This is a genomic window from Pseudomonas mandelii (genome assembly GCF_900106065.1).
Lineage (GTDB): Bacteria > Pseudomonadota > Gammaproteobacteria > Pseudomonadales > Pseudomonadaceae > Aquipseudomonas > Aquipseudomonas mandelii.
Genome location: NZ_LT629796.1, coordinates 6603085 through 6625664 on the forward strand (window position 1 = coordinate 6603085; position 22580 = coordinate 6625664).

A 22580-nucleotide genomic window follows, 5' to 3' on the forward strand; every position below is an offset into this window, starting at 1 on the left:
TATTGCAGGGGTCATTGCACCCGCAAAGCCGCTGTTATGGCGGCTGTGCGCGGGAGACCTTCGGGTCTGCCGGTTTTCTCTGTGCCGGTTCGCCAACCTGCGCACAGCTGCCACCCAATCGTTTGGCGACGACTGAGTGTCGGCCTTGAGCCAATCAAACAGAGATCTTCAAATGAATAGATACATGCCTCTCACCGGAATCGACCTGATCCCGGCCTCCCTGCTCATCGACACCCAAGCTCCACTCGACGTCCTTCAAGCCATGGCCGACTACCGCATCCGCACCGTCACGCAGGTGCTGGAAAACATCGCCTTCCGCGCCGAGCTCGGTTGTGACACGGTGGTGCTGACAGACTTCTCGAAATTGCTGGCCATCCCATTGCGCGATGGCTGTGACTTGATGGATGTGATCGGCCGACGCTTGCGGGCGCAGGCGGCGGAGTAAATGAAAACGGGCGCCTATCGGGCGCCCGTTTTGTTTGCGGTCCGGAATGCTTTACGGGGACGTAGCATCGGACAACTCAACACCCCTCCCCTCACTGCAAAGGACTGCCAAGTGAACATCTCCGTTATCCTGCACCCCTTACTCAACATCCTGGTCTGGCTACTACCACTGCTGCTGGTATGGACGCTGCTGCGCACGCGCCTGTTCAAAGGCTGGTTCGGTGAACGTCTGGTGCGTTTGCGCGCACACTTTAGATTGGATCGTCAGGTTTACCGTCGCCTGCATGACGTGACACTGATCACCCCGGACGGCGCCACGCAGATCGACCATGTGTTTGTGTCGCCCTTCGGCATTTTTGTGCTGGAGACCAAGCACATGAAAGGCTGGATCTTCGGTGGTGAGAAGCAGGCTCAGTGGACGCAGCTGATTTACAAGAAGCGCTTCGCCTTCCAGAATCCGAACCGCCAGAACTACAAACACTTGAAGGCCCTGCAAGCGGCGTTGGGCATCGGCCCGGACTTTGTGCATTCGGTCATCGTGTTTGTCGGCCCAAGCACTTTCAAGACCAGGATGCCGGCTAATGTCACCCGAGGCGGTGGCTGGGTCCATTACATCAAGTCTTTCCAGCAAACGGTGTTCAGCGAGGCGCAGGTGACGGCCATGTTGCAGACCTTGCAAGCAGGTCGCCTGGCGCCGACGCTCGCTACCCGGCGTGAACATGTGCTACGCCTGAAGCAACGCGACGATCCATCGGCCTCGCGCCAATGCCCGCGCTGCGGCAGTGCGCTGGTGGTGCGGACATACAACGGTGGCCCGAGGAGCGGTCAACAGTTTTGGGGCTGCAGCACTTTTCCCAAGTGCCGAACGGTGCAGCCCATTTCGCCAGGCAGCTAAGCTGAATGAGTAGGCCCTTTCGCGAATTGCCGCAATTCAGGAGGCGCAAATGAGCAAGCAACCTCAACCCCGTAGCCGCTCCAACCCTCAGCCCAAGTCCCGCCCGGTCGTACCTAACCTGCCCAGCAAAACCGGCAACAAGTCCGGGGGCTTGCGCGGTAACTACCCGCCGAAGAAGCCTTGAAGATGAAAGGTGGCCATGAAAGGTGACAGATCTATTTAAAGCGTTTTGGGCGAATGGTTTTATGAAGCAAAGCAACATGACACGCTGATACATTCGCCCTTTTTCAGCAAGGAAAGCATTATGCGAAGGATTATCGCAACAGGGCGCTCTTGCTAGCCTCACTTATCCCGACGGGTCGCTGGCAGAAATTTTACGCAAAATTTACGGGTTTGACGGGGTGCGCATCCGATACTGCGCGGTGCAAATTTGGAACGTTATTGTTATGTCCCTCGCAGCCATTCGGCTTATCGGATTCATCCTAGGGCTTTTTCTGATCACGCTGGCCGTGAGCATGGCTATTCCCATGATCACACTGGTGGTCTATGAGCGTAGCGACGATCTGTCAGCATTTCTCTGGTCGAGTTTGATTACCTTTATCTGTGGCCTCCTGTTAATCGTGAGGGGACGCCCGGATACTGGCCAGCTTCGTCCCAGGGATATGTACCTGCTGACGACCGGAAGCTGGGTAGTCGTGTGCACCTTCGCAGCGTTGCCAATGGTGTTCATCAGCGATATCAGCTACACCGATGCATTCTTTGAAACGATGTCTGGTATCACAACCACTGGCTCGACTGTCCTCACCGGTTTGGATAGCTCATCTCCCGGCTTGTTGATATGGCGCTCCATGCTGCATTGGTTGGGAGGCATCGGCTTCATCGGCATGGCGGTGGCGATCCTCCCGCTGTTGCGAGTAGGCGGCATGCGTCTGTTCCAGACAGAGTCCTCAGATTGGTCGGAGAAAGTGACACCTCGCTCCCACATGGCAGCCAAGTACATTCTTTTGCTCTACCTTGGGCTCACTGGCATCGGAGCCCTGGCGCTCTGGCTCGCTGGAATGACGCCATTCGAAGCGGTCAACCACGCAATGTCATTGATCTCCACCGGGGGATTTTCGACTTCGGACTCCTCACTTGGGCATTGGACGCAACCAGCGATTCACTGGGTAGCGGTGGCCATCATGATTCTGGGCAGCCTGCCCTTCACCTTGTACGTCGCGACATTGCGGGGCAATCGGCGCGCGCTGCTCAAGGATCACCAGGTCCGCGGATTTATTGGGTTCCTGTTCGTCACATCACTGTGCGTGGGCACCTGGCTGTACTTTCACAGCGATTACGGATGGTGGGACGCGTTTCGTATCGTGGCAGTGAACGTGACCTCGGTTGTCACGACCACCGGAGTTGCGGTTGGCGACTACACCTTGTGGGGCAGCTTCGCTGTCTTGCTCTTTTTCTACCTGACCTTCGTCGGTGGATGTTCAGGCTCAACGGCAGGTGGCCTTAAAATCTTCCGTTTCCAGGTTGCAGCCGCTCTCCTGGTCAGTAGCTTGAAGCAGTTGATCCATCCTCGAGCCGTGATACAGAAGAAGTACAACGGTCATCCGATCGACGAGGAAATCGTGCGCTCGCTTTTGACCTTCTCGTTCTTCTTCACGATCACTATTGCGGCCATCGCCTTGGGCCTGGCGCTGATTGGGCTTGATTGGACTACAGCGTTAAGCGGTGCCGCTACTGCGGTGTGTAACGTCGGGCCAGGGCTGGGCACGATCATTGGGCCCGCCGGTAATTTCTCAACATTACCTGATGCGGCCAAATGGCTACTGACCATTGGAATGCTTCTGGGAAGATTGGAAATCCTGACGGTGCTGGTACTTGTCACTCCAGTTTTCTGGAAATATTGACCCACCTTGTCGAGGGCTGAGTCTAAAAAGTACATGGGGGGATGAAGATAGAGAGGCCAATACCCACCAAAGGGGCGGCGAGTACTGCCATAGAAAGATCAGTAGTCGTTTGAGTTGCTGGTTCGGCCGATGACTGCCCCTCGCCGTTGGCAACAGGCCTATTGCATCGGTAGCGCAACGCGTCTTCGTGATATCTCGTCTCCGGCAGACTGGGCAGACCTGCTTGGCGCGACGGACGGGCGCTCACTATTTAGCGTCGACTGCCGACAACCTGATATGTAAATAACTAGCTTCAACGAGTACCGGTCATTTATGCCTAACGCTCTCCCCACCATCTCTTGTTCTTCAACCAATCGCTCAAGCGTGGCCCTGACTCGAACTTCGCTATTCAAGTTTGTGGGTCTTTTGGCGGGGGTTTTCTTATTTGCCTGCTTTTCACTTGTTTATGTTGCGCAAAATCTAGATCGGACGGAGGAGCGTGACAGTGCGTTTTACACGAAGAAAGCCGTGGAATCGTTGGAAAAATCGCTGAGCTCGACCGTCAAGGATTACGCCTTTTGGGGCGATGCTTACAAGCACTTGCATACTCAGGTAGACGTGGACTGGGCGTATGTACGGCAAAATCTCGGGACGACACTTTATACAGAGTTTGGGTTTCGGGGAGTGTTTGTAGTCAACGATGTCAATCGTACCGTTTATTCCTTGGTCAAGGGTCAGAGGGTGTCAGTTGAAGTCGAACAATGGCTCGAACAGTCTGTTGATGCGATTCTCGATAAAGCACGTGAGGGAGCGGAAACCGAAACGCCGACGACTACGTTCATCAATGTGGGAGGGATACCTGCCCTCGTCGCTGCGGCTGCGATTACGCCCGGAACCGATCCAACGGTCATAGCGGATGATAGATCGGCGTCGGTGTTGATATTCGTTGACATGTTGGACAGCGCCAAGCTCGCAACAATAGGCCGGGATTTCGGGGTAGATGGCCTGCACACGGCCGCTCCCGACGAAATCCCCTTGGTGTCTGCCTATCCCCTGGGCGAGGCCGGTGCAGCAGGCGTCCTGCAATGGAGTCCGCACAAACCAGGGCTGCAATTATTGGCGCTGGGGTTGCCCTTGGTGGGACTCGCTGCGCTGCTGGTGTGCCTGATGACGTGGGTGATCTTGCGTCGTACGACGGCCGCTGCGCAGGCGCTTGACGCCAGCTATGCATCGCTGCAAAGCAGTCAGACCGACCTTGCCACCAGTGAGGCGCGCTTTCGTGATGTTGTTGAGGCCAGTTCGGATTGGGTATGGGAAATGGACGCCGGTTGGCGCTTCACCTATCTATCCGAGCGATTTGAAGATATCACGGGCTTTTCCAGGACTGCATGGATTGGTGCGGCGATGGATGATCTGCTGCGCACTGAATTAGGCACTTTATCTCAGTGGCTCAGTATTCCGAATCGTCGTCCGGATATCAGTGTTCAGTGCCGCTACGTGGATACAAATGGCCAAGAGCGAATCACCCGTCTTTCGGCGCGAGTCATGGCAGGAGGAGGATTCCGGGGGACAGCAACCGACGTCACGGAGGAAGTTGAAGCCCGTCGACGAATCGAATTCCTCTCACAACATGATGCCCTGACCGGCCTTCCCAACAGGACACGACTACAGGAGTTTCTTGATGGCAAACTCAAAGCGTTGCCGACACTAGAACAACCCTTGGTCATGCTCAGTCTGGACCTTGATCGATTCAAACCAGTGAATGATCTGTTAGGACATGCCGCAGGTGACCTGGTGCTTAACCAGGTGTCGAGCCGCTTGGCAGACTGTGTTCGCCACGGTGATCTTGTCGCTCGGATTGGGGGGGACGAGTTTGTACTGATACTCACCGATGTCAGTTCCCAGGAGGAAGTCGAGGCGCTTTGTCGCCGTTTGATCGAGTCCATCGAGCAGCCGATTCAAATCAATGAGCAAGAGGTATTTGTCAGTGCCAGTATTGGTATCGCGATGGCGCCAAATGACGCTAGCGAGGCGACTGAGCTGCTACGTTATGCGGATATTGCGTTGTATGAAGCCAAGGCTGGAGGTCGTAATACCTGGCGTTTCTATGCGGGGGATATGAACGCCAGGATTATTGAGCGGCGTCGTCTGGAAAGTGATCTGCGCTTTGCAATAAAGAATGGAGAACTTCGACTCCACTTCCAACCGCGCTACCGAATCTCAGACGGGCAGATGGTCGGCGCTGAAGCGTTGATACGGTGGCAACATCCTGAGCGCGGGTTAATACCTCCCGATACGTTCATCCCCATCGCTGAAGAATCCGGCCTGATTCTTTTCTTGAGTGACTGGGTCATCGACACCGCCTGCCGTTGCGCCGCACGGTGGCCGGAACACTTGTTTGTATCCGTCAACCTTTCACCTAGCGAATTCAAGCGAGGCAATTTGGTGGAGCGTGTGCAGAAAGCACTTCACAACTCAGGAATCGCGCCTACCCGGGTAGAGTTGGAGATTACTGAAAACGTCATGCTCGAAGATGCCCCCGGCGCACTAGAGCTGATGCGTACATTGAAGCGCCTGGGCGTGCGCATATGCATGGACGACTTTGGCACGGGGTATTCTTCACTGAGTTATTTGCGCACGTTCCCCTTCGATGGCCTGAAGATAGACCGGAGCTTTCTAAACAAACTGGTCGAAAGTGATGATGAGTCCATCATCCAGGCGATTGTGGGCTTGGGCCGCGCGTTATCACTCACCGTTACGGCGGAAGGGATTGAAACTGCCGAACAGTTGGATTTGCTCAAAGCAGTGTCGTGCGATGAAGGCCAAGGTTTCTTTCTAAGTCGGCCACTTGATACTGACGCCTTTAACCTGTTGGTGAAGGCCCGAAAAAACACAGACGCCAAGAGCAAGGTTTAGTAAAAGGTAACAAATCCATTTAAAGCGTTTTTGGCGAATGGCGTCATCAAGCAATACAGAATGGCGCCTGATGCATTCGCCCTTTTCGGGAGGAAAAACGATGCGAAGGAGTATCGCAACGGGGGCGCTCTTGCTGGCTTTGGGCGGGTGCGCAACCTCACCTCTGCCGGTTTCTGAAGCCCGGCCAGTGCCGGCCGACAAGATGTACGCGTTCAAAAGCCAGGGCACGAAAGCGCCTGGACGCCTGACTATTGTCCGTGATGACGGGTTTGTCGGTGCGGGATGTGACGCCATGTTCTACATCGATGGTCAGCGCGCAGCCAAGATAGGCCCCGGTCAAAAGGCATCTTTCGTTTTGCCTGCCGGTGAAGTGAATCTCGGTGCCGGGCTCGCCGAGTCTGGATTATGTTCGGGTGCCGCGATCAAAACGGTCGCGGCCAGGATCAAGCCAGGCAAAGAAGTGATTTATCGAATCAATTGGGATACGCAAGCTTTCTACTTGGGCCCTTACGTTGAATATGGACGTTGAGCCCAGACGGTTCTGGTCTGTTTCGCACGCTGCACCACCCCGAGCGAGTGATCGCAAACACCAAAGCGTACGGATGGCTCACAACCCCGATCATGTTTTATTTCAGTTCCGTTCTTATTTCGGTTCCGGGTACGAAAAATTTGCCGGGATCATCGACCTTCTTCAGGTCAACCAAGGCCCGGCAAATGCAATGTGAGAATTGCTCCTGCAACGTTTCGGGGTCTGTCCATGCCATTTGCGATGCTGGCAAATGTTGTGCCTCGGTCGATTTATAGCAGACACAATTGTCTAGTCGGGTGACGCCATTATCATTTGTGCTCTGACAAGCAGTGGTCAGCAAAGAGATCGCGATGAGCATGACGAAACGTTTCATTGGCTCCCCTCCGAGGCTGTTGTGAAGGGCTGACGCTCAAGATCGGGCTGGCTGTTGTAACGACGTGGTGACCGCTGAAGGCGGCGACACGCCATGGCCGCAAAACCCGGTCTGCTCAATAAGCCCGACAGTAGAAGGAAGCTTAGCTGTCATTTTGCGTCGCTCCATTTACTGGCTGTTTTTAGCCGATCACCGTCATTAAAAGGCTCGTATTCAACACCCGTTTTCTGCCCTTCCCCACTCGGCTGTTTTGCAGAGAGAGGCAGCTTGGGCATAGACAACTGCCCGGTTTGATCTAGCCTTGGATGAGATCACGCGGGAGAAAAACACCATGTCCCTTGCTCTCAGAAATCTATCTACCTTTGCGTTGGGTGCCTTCCTTTGCGTAGCCGCGTGGGGTCAAGGGGTAGCAGACACCGATCAGCCACCGGCCATACTCCCATTGGAGTCTGAGGCAGGACCAAAACTCATTGCCTACCCGCCGCTCGCCGCGCCGCTGGCCCGCGGGGTTGTCATTATTCAGTATCGAACCGAGCACGCCCGGATCATGCCGGTATTTGGCAAAACGGCTGTCGAAGTATCACCACGGCTCGGCCACCTTCACGTGACCGTCGACGACTGGAAAGGTACTTGGGCGCACACCAGTGAAGACCCGATTATTTTGGTTGGGCTGACGCCGGGCGCTCACAAGGTTCTACTTGAAGTGGCTGATCCGAGTCATAAGATTTTGACCAGTACGGTGGTGAACTTTGTCGTTCCGCAGAAGAACCCAGCGGACGCTCCTCATGTTGAAGAACGCCACGCAGTGAAACCATAACGGTTGTGCCATCAGCAGCCCTGGACCATTCATCAGCGGATTCGTCATGAGCGTCCGATGCCTGCTCTAACGTGCTAGAGCAGGCAGGCACACAACGCGTGACTGAAAAATCCTACTCAGCCAACACTAACCGGTGCCGATGGGATAAGCCCGACTGCAACGCAAATGCAGCGATCACCGTAGAGGGTGCGGAAAAACTGCTCAGGCCACCGCCAACAAACATCAACGCAAGCCCCAAAGCGGTGGCACCAAACCACGCCGTCAAACCCACGGAATTGAACGCGGGCCCCCGTTCGAGTGCCGCCATTTCATTGCGCCCGTAGTGTATCTGCGCCAACGCCACGCCGACCCAGGCCACCACGAAGATCCCCTGATAGGCCAACGCTTTGAGGAGGTAGGCAAACACGTCCGCGAGCATCAAGCCGTAGACGATCACCCCCACTACCAGTGCCCACATCAAGTACGAACCGCGCAGGCCAAAACGCCCGAAGAACGCCTGCATGTTCAGTGTCGCCAGGTAGTAATTGGCGGTGTTGATCCGGGTTTGCGTGGCCCAGACAAACAACAAGCCCCACAAGCCCATCAATTGCAGAATCGCCATCACCACAGAGACTTCGTTCAGCGCACCTTCGTGGGGAATACTGCTGACCAGATAGATGCCCGCCGCGCCATTGAGCAGGAAGGTCACCGCGTAGAACGGCATGCCGAAGTTCCAGCGCCCGTGATACTCGGCGTCTTCAGGCTTGCCGAAACGCGCGTAGTCGAAGGTGAACAGCATCAGCACCCAGACCCCCATGTAAGCGACAAAGCAGTCCCACCAGCCGAAGGCGCTGGGTGTTGCCGGGCCGAAATCCAGCCATTGCGGCTGGTAGCCATATCGACTGATCGAGAGCCCGACCGCCACCAGCAAACCGCCCAGATACACCGGCAACAACACGCCGTTGAGCTTGTCCAGCCAATGCTGCACGCTGCCCAGAATCATTGGCACGCTGTAGAGCACCACCGCCAATGCGGCCAGCGGATAAACCAGCTCCGGATACAGGTGATTGAGCGCCACGGCGATTACCGAGCCTTCGAATACCGCGTAGTAGATCGCCGTGGAAAAGAAGATCAACGTTGCCAGGCACGCCCCGGTACTGCCGAACAGCAACCGTGAAAACAACGCCACCGACAAGCCGCTGCGGATCGCAAAGCGGCTGAGCACGCTATTGACCAGCCCATAGCTGATCACCGACAGAACCATGCCGATCAGTGCGTTGCGGGCTCCATACGACAACGCCAGTGAGGCGCCGACCACGATGTAAAACATCGCACTGCACACCGCCCACCAGGCCATGGTCAGGGACAATCGCCCCATGCGCGCTTCGGCTGGAACGGGTTGATTGGCCGGGTCTTGCCCGGTTTGACTCGATTGCGATAAAGCAGCCATGTGCGTGAACTCCAAAACCAGTCAAAGGTTGAAGCGCGGGCAGCCGCCACCGCACCGAAGTGCGGCGTTGGCTTACCGTTTGGCATTACCCGCGCAATGCGGCGGGCAGAATCAGGAAGGGAACAGCTTGCTCAGGCAGCTGAGTTTTTTCTTATAGGAACGTCGCGCTTCCAGCGCCTCTTCGAGGGTCACCGCGACAAAGCGGGCCTTCTGGTTCGGTTGCATCTGGCCGATCAAGTCGAGGTCGGCGCTGATCACCGTGCCGATCATCGCGTAGCCTCCGCCGGACACGGCGTCGCGATGCAACACGATCGGTTCGAGCCCGGCCGGGACCTGGATCGAGCCAATGGGGTAGCAACTGTCGACGATGTTCGACGGATCAGAACCGGCGCCGAACGGTTGCTCGCGGGGCTCAAAGCTCAGCGCGCTGCCGCCCTTGAAGCGGTAGCCGATGCGGTCTGCTTCCGAGCCCACCGTCCAGGGTTCGGCAAAGAAACTATGCGCGGCGGATTCGCTCAAGCGGTGGTAGTAAAGACCCGGCACCACCCGCAGAGTGATTTCGCCCCCCAAGGACTGGCGCAACGCCATGGGCAAACTGGCCCCGGCTCGGCTCTTGCCGCTGGCGATACCGACGGGCAGTTCATCACCCGCCACCAGCCTGCGCCCCTGAAAACCACCGAGCGCACCCAGCGCATAAGTGGAACGACTGCCGAGCACGATCGGCACATCGATGCCGCCGGCCACCGCCACGTAAGCGCGGGCGCCAGCCTTGGGAAAGTCAAAGCGCAGCACTTGCCCGGCCTTCACCGCAAACGCCGTGTCGTGGTGCATTTCCACGCCGTCGACCCGTGGCGTCATGTGCGCGCCGGACACAGCCACCAGCGCGTCTTGTTGAAACTCCAGCTCCGGCCCCAGCAACGTGCATTCCAGTGCTGCCGCCCCCGCCGGGTTACCGACCAGTTGATTGGCCGCACTCAAGGCGTACTGATCAAGCGCGCCGGAGGGCGGAATGCCCAAGTGGTAATACCCTTCGCGGCCCAGGTCCTGTACCGACGTGGCGAGACCGGGTTTGAGTACCTTGATCATACCAACACCTCCTGCAGCGACTTGGGATAGCCAACGGGATCGGCCAGAAACGCATCCAGCGAAAACTCCACCGGCCGGATCCGCAGATCGAAGCAACCGGCTTCCACTTCGGCCACCGCGTGGTCATAGGCCTCACGGTCCATCGGTTTGAACTGCACGATGTCACCGGGGCGGAAAAACACCATGTGCTCTTTCAGGTACGCCAGGTTCTGCTGTGGGTCGTAGATCGGTGCCGGCGTGACGCCAAACATCTGATATCCACCGGCACCGCGCACCGAGTAGATGCAGCCAAAGCAACCGCCATGACCCAAGGTCAGTTTTGGCGTGTCGGTACGCGGGCGCAGGTATTTGGGCACCTGCAACTGCCGCTCGCGCTCGACCATCTGGAACATGAACGGCAGCCCGGCGACGAAGCCGACCATCGAGACAAACCACGGCGCACCACTGTGGGCGGCGATAAACGCGTCGACGTCCGCCAGGCCGTTGATCCGTGCGGCGTATTCCAGGTCCGTGGCGCTCGGGTCCTGATGCCGGTCGCGAAAGCGCATCAGGGTTTCGTGGGTCCAGGGGTCGTTGTACAGCACCGGAATCTCGATGATCCGCGTCTGCAACGTGCGTTCGGCGACGGCCCCGACTTCGGCGATCTTTACCGCTTCGAGCAAGGTATGAGGGGCGATGCGATCCGGGTCAAAACGGATCTGGAATGACGCGTTGGCCAGGCAGATATCGAGCACGCCATCCAGTGCCAGCCGTTCCACCGCGCGAGTGACGGCCAGGCCCTTGAAGAACGCGTCCAGGGACATGCTGTCGCTGACTTCGGCGAACAGGTGCTCATCGGCGCCAAAGCTGTAGCGGATGGGAGTGCTCATACTTCACCTCCGAAACGGCGCTCGGCCAGCCAGGTTTCCAGGGTGCCGGTGTGAAAGTCGGCGCTGTGCAGCCACGGTTGCTCCAGCAGTACGCCGTGCAGGGACAAGGTGCTGGCCATGCCAGTGAGCGTGGTTCGCCTTACCGCAACCCGCGCACGGGCCAGGGCTTCGGCGCGATCAGCGCCATGCACGATCAGCTTGGCCAGCAGCGAGTCATAGTACGGCGGCACACGGTAGCCTTGATACAGATGAGTATCGACGCGAATGCCCTCACCCTGCGGCCAGATCAGTTCCTCGACCAGCCCCGGGCTGGGAAAGAAATCCCGCGCCGGGTCTTCAGCGTTCAGACGCATTTGCAGGGCGGCGCCGTTGAGCTGGATATCACTTTGCTTGAAGCCCAGCGGTTCACCCCCGGCAATGCGCAACATGGCCTGGACCAGATCGATGCCGGTGATTAATTCGCTGACCGGGTGCTCAACCTGAATCCGCGTATTCATCTCGATAAAGAAAAACTCGCCGGTGGCGTCGTCATACAGATACTCCAGCGTCCCGGCGCCCTTGTAGCCGAGGGATTCGGTCAGGCGCACGGCGCTGGCGCAGAGGGTTTCCCGTTGCTGCTGACTGAGGGCCGGTGACGGCGCTTCTTCAAAGATTTTCTGCCTGCGACGTTGCAGGGAACATTCCCGCTCAAACAAATGCACGGCGTGCTGACCGTCGCCCAAGACCTGCACTTCAATGTGCCGGGCCTTGCTGATAAACCGCTCCAGGTAAACCGCGCCATTGCCAAACGCGGCCTGGGCTTCACGCTGTGAGCGGGGAAACTCTTCTGTCAGTTGCTGGGCGTTTTCCGCCAGGCGAATGCCGCGCCCGCCCCCACCGGCCGAGGCTTTGATCAACAGAGGGAAGCCCACGGCTTCGGCGGCCTTAAGCGCCGATTCGACGTCGAACAATTCACCGGGGGAACCCGGCACCACCGGTACGCCGGCGGCTTGCGCAGTGCGCCGGGCCTCGGCTTTGTCGCCCATGCGCCGGATCGTGTCCGGGCTCGGGCCGACGAAAATGGCGCCGGCGGCAAGGACCGCTTCGGCAAAATCGGCGTTCTCCGAGAGAAAACCATAACCGGGGTGTACTGCATTGGCGCCGGTGGTTTTCAAGGCACCGAGCAACGCTTCGACGTTCAGGTAACTTTTATCCGCACGGGCCGGGCCAAGGACGTGGACTTCATCGGCCATGCGCGCGGCCTGGGAATCGACGTCTGCCTCGCTGCATGCCGCAACGGTGGGGATCCCCAACGCTTTGGCGGCGTGGATAATCCGCACGGCGATCTCGCCACGGTTGGCAATCAATAATTTACGAATACCTTGAGTCATGATCGCGCCCTCACTCGTCGTCGAGTGTTGCGACGACCTGACCCGGTTCCACCGGATCGCCGTCTTCTACCAGGAATGCGCTGAGGCGACCGGCCTTTCCGGCGGTCAGTTCGGAAAACTGCTTCATGACCTCGATCAGGCCAATCACCGTGTCGGCACTGACCTGCGCGCCCACCTCGACGAAGTTCGCCGATTCAGGAGTCGCTTTGCGGTAGAAGGTCCCGGGCAACGGGGTGATTACAGTGTGTTCGGCCATGTCTGTTCCTCTTGGAATAGTTGTAGAAAGGCAGGCAAAAATGAATCGGTGTGCAAGCCCTGGCATCTGTGTGCCAGGTGTCTCGTCCTGATTTAGCGCGGTGCACGAACCTCGATCCCGGCGCTGTCGAGGGCACTGCGCGTGGCTTCGACCAACGCCAGGGCGCCAGGGGTGTCGCTGTGTAAACAGATCGAATCGAATTCGATCGCCAGGTCTTCACCCTCGACCGTGCGCACCACGCCTTGCTGACAGGCACGCAGTACTCGCGCGGCCACTTGCGCCGGATCGTAGGCTCGTACGTTGCGGGTGAAGACGATGGAGCCCGTGAGGTCGTATTCGCGGTCGGCGTAGAACTCGCGGATTACCGGTTGGCCAAGCTCCTTGGCGACCCGCCAGATCACCGAGTCGGGCATGCAATACAGCAGCAACTCAGGCTCCAGGCGCTGGAGGTTTTCCACCAGCAGACGGGCGGCCTGTTCGTCCCGGGCCAGGTGCATGTAGAGCGCGCCATGGGGCTTGATGTGTTGCAGGGCTAAGCCTTGAACCCGGGCGAGTTCACGCAGGGCGCCCAACTGGTAGAGCATGTCGTCGACCAGCTCCTGGGCCGGTGCATTGATGTGCCGGCGGCCAAATCCAACCAGGTCGCGGAACCCCGGGTGCGCGCCGATGGCCACGCCCAGGCGCTTGGCCTGCTCGATGGTGCGGCGCATGGTGCCGGGGTCGCCGGCATGAAAACCGGTGGCGATATTGGCTGAACTTATGAAGCCCATCAGTTCGTTGTCGACGCCATCGCCGATGGTCCATGGGCCGAAGCCTTCGCCCATGTCCGAATTGAAATCTACTGCTTGCATGACGCTTGCTCCTGACACTTGTGACTTCATGCAGGCCAAGTTAGATTCCTCCGTACCCCTTGGGAAGATCTATTAACAGATAGGGTATCTTCTGAAAAACAGATACCTCGTCATCCGGAGTGCCCATGTCACTGACCCTGCGCCAGGTCCGCTATTTCGTCGCCACCGCCGAGATCGGGCAAATTTCCCAGGCCGCGATCCATTTGAATATTTCCCAGTCGGCGGTGACCACGGCGATCAAGGAACTGGAGGGTATGCTGGGTGCGCTGTTGTTCCAGCGCTCGGCCCAGGGCATGAGCCTGACCGATGCCGGGCGGCACTTTCTGAATCGCGCGTATGTGATTTTGCGCAGTGTCGATGATGCGATGAACAGTCCGTTGCCGGACATTCGCGCCAGTGGCGTGCTGCGTCTGGCAGCAAGTTACACGGTGATCGGCTACTTCCTGCCGCACCACCTGCAACGCCTGGAACACTGGCATCCTGACGTGGCCATCGAAGTCCACGAACAGGAACGGACGGCCATCGAAGAAGGCTTGCTGGAGGGTCGATTCGACATGGCCGTGGTGCTTACCGCGAACCTCACTCACCCGGACATCGTCTCGGAAATCCTCTTCAACTCCGAACGACGGCTTTGGCTGCCCAGCCACCATCCACTGTGCGAACGTTCGGCGGTCAGCCTCGCCGACGTGGCGAAAGAACCCTACATCCTGCTGACCGTCGACGAAGCCGAACAAAGCGCCATGCGCTACTGGGAACACGCGCACCAACAGCCGAACGTGCGGGTGCGCACCAGTTCAGTGGAAGCGGTGCGCAGCATGGTCGCCAATGGCAGCGGCGTGGCGATCCTTTCGGACCTGGTGCACCGCCCTTGGTCACTGGAAGGAAAACGCATCGAGACCCTCACCGTCACCGATAAAGTGACGCCCATGAGCGTTGGTCTGGCGTGGCATCGCGAGCGCGAATTCAGCCCGGCCATGCAGGCGTTTCGTAATTACTTCCACGATGCGTTTTTGGCGCCGCAACAACTGTCTGCGCGACGCTGAAGTCGAGCAAAGTTCGTCAAGCTTTACAGCGCTGGTTTGTCACTGCGCGCCTTGAGATTGGCTTTGAGCTGTTCGCTCATCGGCATGTTCAGGTTCATTCCTTTTGGAGGAATCGGTGATTGAAACCACTTGGTGTATAGCCTTTCGAATTCGCCCGACTCCATCAGGCGGGCTATGGTGCCATCGACCAATTGCTTGAATTCAGGATCATCTTTGCGAAGCATGCAGCCGTAGGGTTCGACTTGCAGCGCATCACCCACGACTTCGAGCGAATCAGGATTTTTCGAGTTCGCCATGAGGCCAAACAGCAGGATATCGTCCATGGCAAACGCCACGGCACGATCATTTTCAACCAGCGCCATGGAGTCGTCATAGTCTTTGCCCAAGACGACCTGTACGTCTAGATTGTTGTCGGCACTGTATTGGCGAAGGACCTTCTCGTTCGTGCTGCCAACGGTACTGGCGACAGTCTTCTTTGCGAGATCGGCGTAGTTCTTTATGCCGGAGGTCTTCTTGGTCAACAGGCGCGTGCCTGTGTAGAAATGGCTAATTGCAAAAGCCACATCCTTGCCACGGGCAGCGTTGTTGGTGGTGGATCCGCACTCCAGATCGTATGTGCCATTGACCAGCAACGGAATGCGGGTTTGCGAAGACACTGGAATGTGAGCCACTTCCAGGTTCGGCTTGTTGAGCTTCCTGCGCACATCATCAACGATGGCATCGGTTAAATCGACTGAGAAACCTACGGCTTCGGCAGGACTGATCAAGTAGCTGAAAGGTACCGACGCCTCCCGGTAAGACACGGTGATTTTGTTACTGTCGGAAACTTTTTCGAGTGTCTGCGAATTCGCGGGAGATGCAATGGCGGACAAGCCTGCGGCGAGGATTGTCGTTGCTACGAAATATGAGGTTTTCATGGGACACCCTTGAAAGTATGAAAAAGGCAAAGACATCTCAAAACACACTGAAAAACGTAAAGGATGTGAGCACCAATTTCCGGCGTGTCTACGAAACGTTATTGCCAACACTACGCTCAGGGACGGTAGATACTTTGCGCCAGATCAGAAAACCGAGGCATGTGCGAAATCGCACGAATTTCATCGCGATGTTCAGGCGGCAGCTTTAATCGGGGATTACTTCGCGAAATGCCGACACGTCTGGAGCCGAATCATGAGCAAACAACCTCAGCCCCGCAGCCGCTCCAACCCTCAGCCCAGATCCCGCCCGATGGTGCCCGACTTGCCCAGCAAAACGGGCAATAAGTCCGGTGGCTTGCGCGGACGGCACGGGCGTGAGGCGCATCCATTGCTGCCATCGATAGTCACCATCAACTCAATGAAGTTCTCTTAAAAACTCCGGGGCGTAACATCGCCTCCATACCAAACAACTACACCCCGGAGCACACCATCATGAAACGCCAAATCCTTCTCAGCATCGCTTTCTCGGTTTTTGCAGTTAACGCTTTCGCCGCTTCTTCTGCTCACCCGGTTGTCGCTGAAGGCGGCTCGGATCGTCTGATTGAAAGTCGTGTGGCTGAGGGTGGTTCGGATCGTCTGATCGAAAACCGCGTTGCTGAAGGTGGTTCCGATCGTCTGATCGAAAACCGCGTCGCTGAAGGTGGTTCGGATCGCCTGATCGAAAACCGCGTCGCTGAAGGTGGTTCCGACCGTCTGATCGAAAACCGCGTTGCTGAAGGTGGTTCGGATCGCCTGATCGAAAACCGCGTCGCTGAAGGTGGTTCCGACCGTCTGATCGAAAACCGCGTCGCTGAAGGTGGTTCTGACCGTCTGATCGAAAGCCGCGCTGCCTGAATGAACGGCTTTACTGCGGCATCCAACAAGAAGCCCGGCCTGACATGCCGGGCTTTTTTACACTCTGTTTTTACTCAGTCAAGCTCTGGACAGGCAGAACGGGCGCACAGTGCTGCCACAAACGTCCTTCGATGAGCACCTGACTCTGCAATGGGACGATCGTGGTTGGTACAGAGTCAATCCACGATAAACAACTTCGCGCCTGTGGTGCTGAAAGATCGATGCCCCTCAGCGTTGTTTCCCACCTGATAGCTCATCCCCGCTGTAAGCGTGAATTGGCGACCATCCTCCAGTTCCGTGTGCAACTCGCCTTCCAGGCACAACAGGATATGCCCTCTCCAGCACCAGTGATCGGCCAGATAACCAGGACTGTATTCAACCATCCGCACACGCGTCGAACCAAACTGGCAGGTTCGCCAATAGGCAGTGCCCGTCTGTCCGGCGTACTGGACAGGTTCGACAGTCGACCAATCGGTCGTACCAAAGGGAACATCCGTTAGATCCATGGGTGGCTCATCAATGATAGAGGATCTGTGGACCGTACCGCTCCAGTGGGATTCTCGATAGATACAGATGCCCCGCATTTAGGAGATACAGGCGCCCATCCAAGCTTGCAATCACTGACTCAAATGGATGCCGCTACGCCCATGCCAATCAAGCCCTGCGCGTGGAGCAATACTCCACAATGAGCTGAGTGACCGCTGCCACCATCGCCTGATCCGCTTCAGGTGAGGCGAACAGCCGACATTGCGCATCCGGCAATGCCGGCAATCCTTGTTCAGCCCCGATAACCGCCAGCCCCTGCCCCAACTGACTGAGAGGCATGGGCGCTATCGCGAAGCCTGCCAGTGCCGCCGCCCGCAACCCGGCGGTGCTGCTGCACAACATTGCCGTGCGTTGGGCGATTCCCGCCTGCGCCAGTCTCGTCAACGCGGCTTCGCGATAAGGGCACGGCGCGGGGAACAGGGCCAGCGGCAACGGCGTCGGTAACCCGGTGACGGGTTGCGCCGACCACGCCCACATTAGCGGCTCTTGCCACAGCAGCAACCCCGCTTCGCTGGTTTCGCACAACGAACCGATGACCACGTCCAGTTGCCCTTGCTTCATCAGCGCCAGCAACGAACCGGGGATGTTCACCTGCACCTCGATTTCCATCCCGGGGTACTGCGCCGCGAAATCCTGAACAGTGCGCAGCAATCGAGACTCGACAAAATCTTCGGACAACCCGATCCGCAACCGCCCGTGAAACGGTGTGCGTGTCAGGTCAGTCCAGGCATCACGGTTCAGCGTGAGGATCGTGCGTGCGTAAGCGACCAGGCGCTCGCCATCGGCCGTCAGTTGCTGGGAACGGGTGGTACGCGTCAACAGCGGCTTACCAATCTGCTCTTCCAATCGCCGCACATGACCACTGACCGCCGACTGAGTCAGGTGCAGCTTCTGGGCGGCACGGCTGAAGCCGTCTTCATCGACGACCGTGACAAATGTCTTGAGCAGCAACGTGTCGAACATAGTTTTATTCGTGATTAATCTAGTTGGAATTTACGATTTATATTTCAAATACAACTATGTTGCAATGCGTCACCTGCCCCGCCCTCATCATTCAAGGTGTGCCATGACAACCCTTCTGCATATTCAATGCTCTCCACGCAAACAGCGCTCGGCTTCCCTCGAAGTCGCTCGCAGTTTCATTGCGCGTTATCAAGCAAACACCCCGGACACAGAAATCGTCACCCTCGACCTCTGGAACATGGCGCTGCCGGAATTTGATGATGTGGCGATGGAGGCCAAATACGCCGGGCTCAGTGGCACGCCGTTGACCACAGCGCAACAGGAGGCCTGGAACACGTTGAAAGAACTGGCTGCGCACCTGCACCGCGCCGATGTACTGGTGATGTCCGTACCGCTGTGGAATTTCAGCATCCCTTACAAACTCAAGCACTTCATCGACCTGATTTCGCAGAAGGACATCCTGTTCAGCGTTGACCCGGAACGCGGTCTGGAAGGCATGCTGCACAACAAACGCGCCGTGGTGATGTACGCCCGCGGCCTGGATTTTTCGGCGCAGTCGATCACACCGGCGGAGCGCTTCGACTTTCAGAAGCCCTACGTGGAAGCCTGGCTGAGATTTATCGGCGTCACGGATGTGCATTCGGTGATTGTGGAGAAAACCATCCTGGGGGAAGACGTTGACCTGCGTGCGCGTGAGGCCGCGACTCAGCAGGCCAGGCGTCTGGCAGACCGCTTCATCCCCTCCCCCGCAATAATGGCAGCAGGTATCTGAGGGTTTTGAAGCACGGCCTGCGAGACTAAACCCTTATGGCCGTTCTCTGCTGTCCGAACAGGTCGACTGGCACGATTTGATGCCGAGCAACGTATAGACAGGGCAGAAACGGAAAATGCCTGTGGCCAGCGGCACTAAACCTATCCAGCCCCATACGCCGATCACCCCGGACAGACTGAGGCCAATGAGAAGCAGACCGGCGACAATGCGCAGGGTTCGATCAATGGTTCCGACATTCGCTTTCATGGCGATCTCCCGATCAATGGTTGCGCCGGGTCTCCAGCGCAGTAAACAACAACATGCCGGCCAGCATCGCCAACATGAATACGATTATTTGCCAGCGTCCTGTCAGCAGAATGGCCACTGCGGGGCCAGGACAAATGCCTGCTATTCCCCAGCCGATGCCAAACAACAGGCTCCCGCCAATCAGGCGTGGGTCCAACTCACGTTTGATCGGTAGCTGCATTGGCTTTCCCAGCAGCGAACTGGATTGCCGGCGTGCCCAGGTCAGCGGGCCAATGGCTATGCCGATTGCGCCGACCATGACCAACGCCAAGGAAGGGTCCCAGGCACCGGTCAGATCCAGGAAAGCGAGTACTTTGCTCGGGTTGGCCATGCCGGCCAGAAGCAGACCCAAGCCGAACAGCAGACCCGCAATGAATGCACTCAGTTTGATCATGTCCAACCTCCCAGAAGATGACGCAGGACAAACACTGTGGCGAAACCACTGAACATGAAGCACGCAGTGGCAACCATCGATCGCGGCGAAAGGCGCGATATGCCGCACACCCCATGGCCACTGGTGCAACCTGAACCGTATCGTGTGCCGATGCCCACCAATACACCGGCGACGATCAGCCCGAACCAGCCAGTTTTGAATTCGATCTGCGGCAGCGTGGCGAACAAGCCCCATAGAATCGGTGCGATGAGCAGGCCCAGGAGAAAAAGTGCTTTCTCACTCACCCCCTCGCTCCCACGCTGTAAAAGACTGCCGATCAGACCGCTGATGCCTGCGATACGCCCGTTGGCGACGACGAATAGACTGGCCGCCAAGCCAATCAGTGCGCCACCGGCAAGGGATGACCAAGGGGTGAAGTTGAGCCCGTCGACATTCATGAAGATTCTCCGGCACGAAATGGTTGATAGAGGGTGTGGATGACTGCCAATGCAGCGGGATTGCCGATGCGATCGAACACCTGCTTTGCGTCACGGCGACGTATGCACATGACTAAATAGCTTTCACTAGCAAGGCCACCGCCACCACCATGGAAACTGCGGCGAAGCCTTTTTGTAAGTGTGGACCCGCCAGCCGTGCAGCGATCAGACGCCCGCACACCATTCCGACCAATGCGCCAATGGAAAACGGAAGGGCGACCGCCCACTGCAAATGCCCGGCTGCGGAGCTTGCAGCAACGCCGGAAATGGAAACCAGCGCAATAACGGCAAGAGACGTTGCAAGCACCGACTGCGCTGTCAAATTGGTGTATCGCTGGAGTGCCGGCACCATCACAAAGCCACCGCCCACGCCGAGCAAGCCGGAAAGCCCGCCCGCGACAATGCCGGAAACGGTGAGTGCCCATGCACACGGCCCCGTCCAGTTAATCTTTCCTCGGTTCACGTCCAATAGACAAGGCGGTGGTTTGGATGTGACGGGGGTCTTCGACTCCGTGGAGGGAGTGAGCGATCGTCGATAGACCCGGAACGCAACGTACATCAGCACGAAGGCAAACATGATCGTCAACGGACGGTTAGGCGTGCGTTGCGCCAGCCAAAGGCCAAGTGGAGAACAGACGATCCCCGCGCCTGCAACTAAAAGCGCCGCTTTATAGCGGACGGTGCCGTTTTTGAGTCCCATTACGGCACCCAGGGTCGCGGCTAAACCGACAGCCAGTAAACCGATTGGCCCTGCCTCGGCCATGCTCAATCCCACTCCAAACACCAGTAATGGAACAGCCAGTATTCCTCCACCGGCGCCGGTCAGCGCCAGAATGACGCCAACAGTCAGCCCGAGCAGTAAGACGACGGTCATCTCAGTCTCCTTGCTTTCAGGTCTGATTTCATACGTCAGCCAACTCAGGTTTTGCCATCCACTCATGGCCCTTGAGCATTCCCTTCCAATACAGCGGTGGAAGAATCCGCTCTTTGAGCAGCCATGCCAGCCTCGATGGCCGGGTACCGTCAATCAGCCAGGATGGAAAGCTGGGGGCGACCTTGCCGCCATAGGTGAACTCAGCCAATACGATCTTGCCGCGTTCAACCGTCAGCGGGCAGGAGCCGTAACCGTCGTAATGGGCACTGCCTTTGGCTTTACCCATTGCGGCCAACACATTATGGGCAACGACGGGCGCCTGCTTGCGTGCTGCAGCCGCGGTCTTGGCGTTGCTGGTGTTGGTGGCGTCGCCCAGCGCGTGAATATTGACCCAGGTTTTATGCCGCAGCGTGGCTGGGTCGACATCAATCCAGCCCGCCGCGTCAGCGAGAGGGCTGACGCGAATGAAATCGGGTGCAATCTGCGGTGGCACCACATGAAGTAGATCGAAGTCGCGCGTAACAAGATGGGCGCTGCCATCCGGCTTGACGCAGTTGAACGTTGCAGTCCGTGCAGGCCCATTCACGCTGGTGAGTGTGTTGCCGAAATTCAGGTCGATACCATAGGCCTTGATGTATTCCATCAGTGCGGGCACGTAGTCGGGAACTCCGAACAGCACCGCGCCGGCGCTGCAAAACTCGATCTCGACTTTGTCCAATACACCGCTACGTTTCCAATGATCGGCAGATAAGTACATGGCTTTTTGCGGCGCCCCGGCACATTTGATCGGCATGGGCGGTTGCGTGAAAATGGCTCGGCCACCACGCAGTTGCTGCACCAGTTCCCACGTATAGGGGGCGAGTTGATACAGGTAGTTTGAGGTCACGCCGTTGCGGCCCAGGGTGTCCGACAAACCTTCGATTGCATGCCAATTGAGCTTGAGGCCAGGGCACACGATCAGTTGCTCGTATTTGACGACTCTGCACCCATCAAGAATGACGGCATTTCTCTCGGGTTCGAAAGCAGCGACCGCCGACTTGATCCAATGCACACCGCGAGGGATGGTCGTGCCCATCGTTCGGGCAGTTTGTGGCGCATCGAAGACTCCACAGCCGACAAGTGTCCAGCCAGGCTGGTAGTAGTGCACATCGGCCGGGTCGATGATGGCAACGTCGAGTCCGGGTTCTCGTGCCAGCAAACTGGAAGCGGTCGCGATACCTGCCGCACCGCCCCCGATGATGACCACGGTATGCTGCGCCTCGGCCACTTCGACCGGCGTGCGCCCCTGATTCGCGATCCGGCGAATGACGCCTTTCATATCGAACCCGGCTTTTTTGGCGGTCTCGACGATCTGTGGCAGGGGTTGCTGGCCCGCTTGTGACAGTGCCCACATCGTTGTCGAGCGCATGCCGGAACGGCAATAGGCCAACACCGGCTTTGGCAGTGTTTCAAGGAGCTTGCCGAAGGCAATACCTTGCTCGTCAGTGACTTTGCCTGACTCAGCGGGGAGGTAGTGCGCCTCGATGCCGGCCGCTTCGGCGGCTCGTTTGATTTCGGCAAACAAGGGCTGATCACTGCCTTCGCCATCGGGACGGTTACACACGACGGTGCGAAAACCGGCTTCTTTGAGTTCAGCCAATTGGTTGGGGAAAATCTGTTCTGATACCGACAGTCCGGGCGCAAGGTGGCGAATGTCCATAA

The 22580-nt window shown here is 57.7% G+C and carries 25 protein-coding genes; 10 read left to right on the forward strand and 15 right to left on the reverse strand.

Going from position 1 to position 22580, the window contains the following annotated elements:
• The first annotated feature begins 172 nt into the window (after positions 1-172).
• From BLU63_RS30530 to BLU63_RS30550, 6 genes are all read left to right on the forward strand, one after another.
• Entirely contained in the window at positions 173-445 is a 273-nt protein-coding gene (locus tag BLU63_RS30530) for a hypothetical protein (protein WP_077749846.1), read from the forward strand.
• A gap of 147 nt (positions 446-592) precedes the next feature.
• On the forward strand, positions 593-1339 hold the full coding sequence (locus BLU63_RS30535; RefSeq protein WP_371859422.1) for a nuclease-related domain-containing protein: 747 nt from the start codon (positions 593-595) through the stop codon (positions 1337-1339).
• Between the two features lie 49 nt (positions 1340-1388).
• A complete protein-coding gene (locus BLU63_RS33585; RefSeq protein WP_255311816.1) occupies positions 1389-1523 on the forward strand; it encodes a hypothetical protein in 135 nt (44 codons plus the stop codon).
• Between the two features lie 262 nt (positions 1524-1785).
• A complete protein-coding gene (locus BLU63_RS30540) occupies positions 1786-3240 on the forward strand; it encodes a TrkH family potassium uptake protein (RefSeq protein WP_077749844.1) in 1455 nt (484 codons plus the stop codon).
• 312 nt (positions 3241-3552) lie between these two features.
• Positions 3553-6135: a bifunctional diguanylate cyclase/phosphodiesterase gene (locus BLU63_RS30545; protein ID WP_083377041.1), complete on the forward strand. Its 2583-nt coding sequence runs from the start codon at positions 3553-3555 to the stop codon at positions 6133-6135.
• Between the two features lie 202 nt (positions 6136-6337).
• Complete coding sequence (locus BLU63_RS30550; protein WP_224795472.1) at positions 6338-6664, forward strand: hypothetical protein; 327 nt, start codon at positions 6338-6340, stop codon at positions 6662-6664.
• Between the two features lie 97 nt (positions 6665-6761).
• On the opposite strand, the gene BLU63_RS30555 is transcribed toward BLU63_RS30550, so the two are convergent.
• Complete coding sequence (locus BLU63_RS30555) at positions 6762-7037, reverse strand: META domain-containing protein (protein WP_083377043.1); 276 nt, start codon at positions 7035-7037, stop codon at positions 6762-6764.
• Between the two features lie 331 nt (positions 7038-7368).
• Here BLU63_RS30555 and BLU63_RS30560 point away from each other — a divergent pair, with 331 nt between their 5' ends.
• Positions 7369-7854, forward strand: a complete 486-nt coding sequence (locus tag BLU63_RS30560; protein ID WP_083377044.1) for a DUF6130 family protein — start codon at positions 7369-7371, stop codon at positions 7852-7854.
• Positions 7855-7966: 112 nt separating this feature from the next.
• Here the strand turns inward: BLU63_RS30560 and BLU63_RS30565 are convergent, their stop codons facing one another.
• The 6 genes from BLU63_RS30565 to BLU63_RS30590 all read right to left on the reverse strand — a co-directional run bounded on the left by BLU63_RS30565 (position 7967) and on the right by BLU63_RS30590 (position 13715).
• Positions 7967-9283: a purine-cytosine permease family protein gene (locus BLU63_RS30565; protein WP_083377045.1), complete on the reverse strand. Its 1317-nt coding sequence runs from the start codon at positions 9281-9283 to the stop codon at positions 7967-7969.
• 111 nt (positions 9284-9394) lie between these two features.
• The gene (locus BLU63_RS30570) at positions 9395-10369 is read right to left on the reverse strand and encodes a 5-oxoprolinase subunit C family protein (protein ID WP_083377046.1); all 975 of its coding nucleotides are present in this window, start codon (positions 10367-10369) and stop codon (positions 9395-9397) included.
• A complete protein-coding gene (locus BLU63_RS30575; RefSeq protein ID WP_083377047.1) occupies positions 10366-11238 on the reverse strand; it encodes a 5-oxoprolinase subunit B family protein in 873 nt (290 codons plus the stop codon). The genes BLU63_RS30570 and BLU63_RS30575 overlap by 4 nt, the downstream gene beginning before the upstream one ends.
• Entirely contained in the window at positions 11235-12608 is a 1374-nt protein-coding gene (locus BLU63_RS30580; protein WP_083377048.1) for an acetyl-CoA carboxylase biotin carboxylase subunit, read from the reverse strand. Before BLU63_RS30580 ends, BLU63_RS30575 begins: the two co-directional genes overlap by 4 nt.
• Before the next feature lie 10 nt (positions 12609-12618).
• Positions 12619-12864, reverse strand: coding sequence for an acetyl-CoA carboxylase (locus tag BLU63_RS30585; protein ID WP_077749837.1), 246 nt, complete (start codon positions 12862-12864; stop codon positions 12619-12621).
• A gap of 92 nt (positions 12865-12956) precedes the next feature.
• Positions 12957-13715, reverse strand: a complete 759-nt coding sequence (locus BLU63_RS30590; protein ID WP_083377049.1) for a 5-oxoprolinase subunit PxpA — start codon at positions 13713-13715, stop codon at positions 12957-12959.
• Positions 13716-13840: 125 nt separating this feature from the next.
• Here BLU63_RS30590 and BLU63_RS30595 point away from each other — a divergent pair, with 125 nt between their 5' ends.
• Positions 13841-14758 carry a LysR family transcriptional regulator gene (locus tag BLU63_RS30595; RefSeq protein WP_083377050.1) on the forward strand — a complete coding sequence of 306 codons (918 nt, stop codon included), beginning with the start codon at positions 13841-13843 and terminating at the stop codon, positions 14756-14758.
• Positions 14759-14781: 23 nt separating this feature from the next.
• Here BLU63_RS30595 and BLU63_RS30600 read toward each other — a convergent pair whose 3' ends face one another.
• Positions 14782-15675: a transporter substrate-binding domain-containing protein gene (locus BLU63_RS30600; RefSeq protein WP_083377051.1), complete on the reverse strand. Its 894-nt coding sequence runs from the start codon at positions 15673-15675 to the stop codon at positions 14782-14784.
• Between the two features lie 492 nt (positions 15676-16167).
• Between BLU63_RS30600 and BLU63_RS30610 the strand changes: the two genes are divergently transcribed.
• The gene (locus tag BLU63_RS30610; RefSeq protein ID WP_083377053.1) at positions 16168-16569 is read left to right on the forward strand and encodes a hypothetical protein; all 402 of its coding nucleotides are present in this window, start codon (positions 16168-16170) and stop codon (positions 16567-16569) included.
• Positions 16570-16745: 176 nt separating this feature from the next.
• Here BLU63_RS30610 and BLU63_RS30615 read toward each other — a convergent pair whose 3' ends face one another.
• A complete protein-coding gene (locus BLU63_RS30615) occupies positions 16746-17075 on the reverse strand; it encodes a DHCW motif cupin fold protein (RefSeq protein WP_010459253.1) in 330 nt (109 codons plus the stop codon).
• 148 nt (positions 17076-17223) lie between these two features.
• On the reverse strand, positions 17224-18078 hold the full coding sequence (locus BLU63_RS30620; RefSeq protein WP_083377054.1) for a LysR substrate-binding domain-containing protein: 855 nt from the start codon (positions 18076-18078) through the stop codon (positions 17224-17226).
• Positions 18079-18181: 103 nt separating this feature from the next.
• Between BLU63_RS30620 and BLU63_RS30625 the strand changes: the two genes are divergently transcribed.
• A complete protein-coding gene (locus BLU63_RS30625; protein ID WP_010459250.1) occupies positions 18182-18850 on the forward strand; it encodes an FMN-dependent NADH-azoreductase in 669 nt (222 codons plus the stop codon).
• A gap of 33 nt (positions 18851-18883) precedes the next feature.
• Here BLU63_RS30625 and BLU63_RS30630 read toward each other — a convergent pair whose 3' ends face one another.
• From BLU63_RS30630 to BLU63_RS30650, 5 genes are all read right to left on the reverse strand, one after another.
• The gene (locus BLU63_RS30630; protein WP_010459248.1) at positions 18884-19096 is read right to left on the reverse strand and encodes a YgaP family membrane protein; all 213 of its coding nucleotides are present in this window, start codon (positions 19094-19096) and stop codon (positions 18884-18886) included.
• Between the two features lie 13 nt (positions 19097-19109).
• Positions 19110-19529, reverse strand: coding sequence for a DUF6691 family protein (locus BLU63_RS30635; protein ID WP_083377055.1), 420 nt, complete (start codon positions 19527-19529; stop codon positions 19110-19112).
• Entirely contained in the window at positions 19526-19966 is a 441-nt protein-coding gene (locus tag BLU63_RS30640) for a YeeE/YedE family protein (protein ID WP_083377056.1), read from the reverse strand. Before BLU63_RS30640 ends, BLU63_RS30635 begins: the two co-directional genes overlap by 4 nt.
• Positions 19967-20078: 112 nt before the next feature.
• Entirely contained in the window at positions 20079-20879 is an 801-nt protein-coding gene (locus BLU63_RS30645) for a sulfite exporter TauE/SafE family protein (protein WP_083377057.1), read from the reverse strand.
• A gap of 28 nt (positions 20880-20907) precedes the next feature.
• On the reverse strand, positions 20908-22578 hold the full coding sequence (locus tag BLU63_RS30650) for a bifunctional protein tyrosine phosphatase family protein/NAD(P)/FAD-dependent oxidoreductase (RefSeq protein ID WP_083377058.1): 1671 nt from the start codon (positions 22576-22578) through the stop codon (positions 20908-20910).
• Positions 22579-22580: the final 2 nt, after the last annotated feature.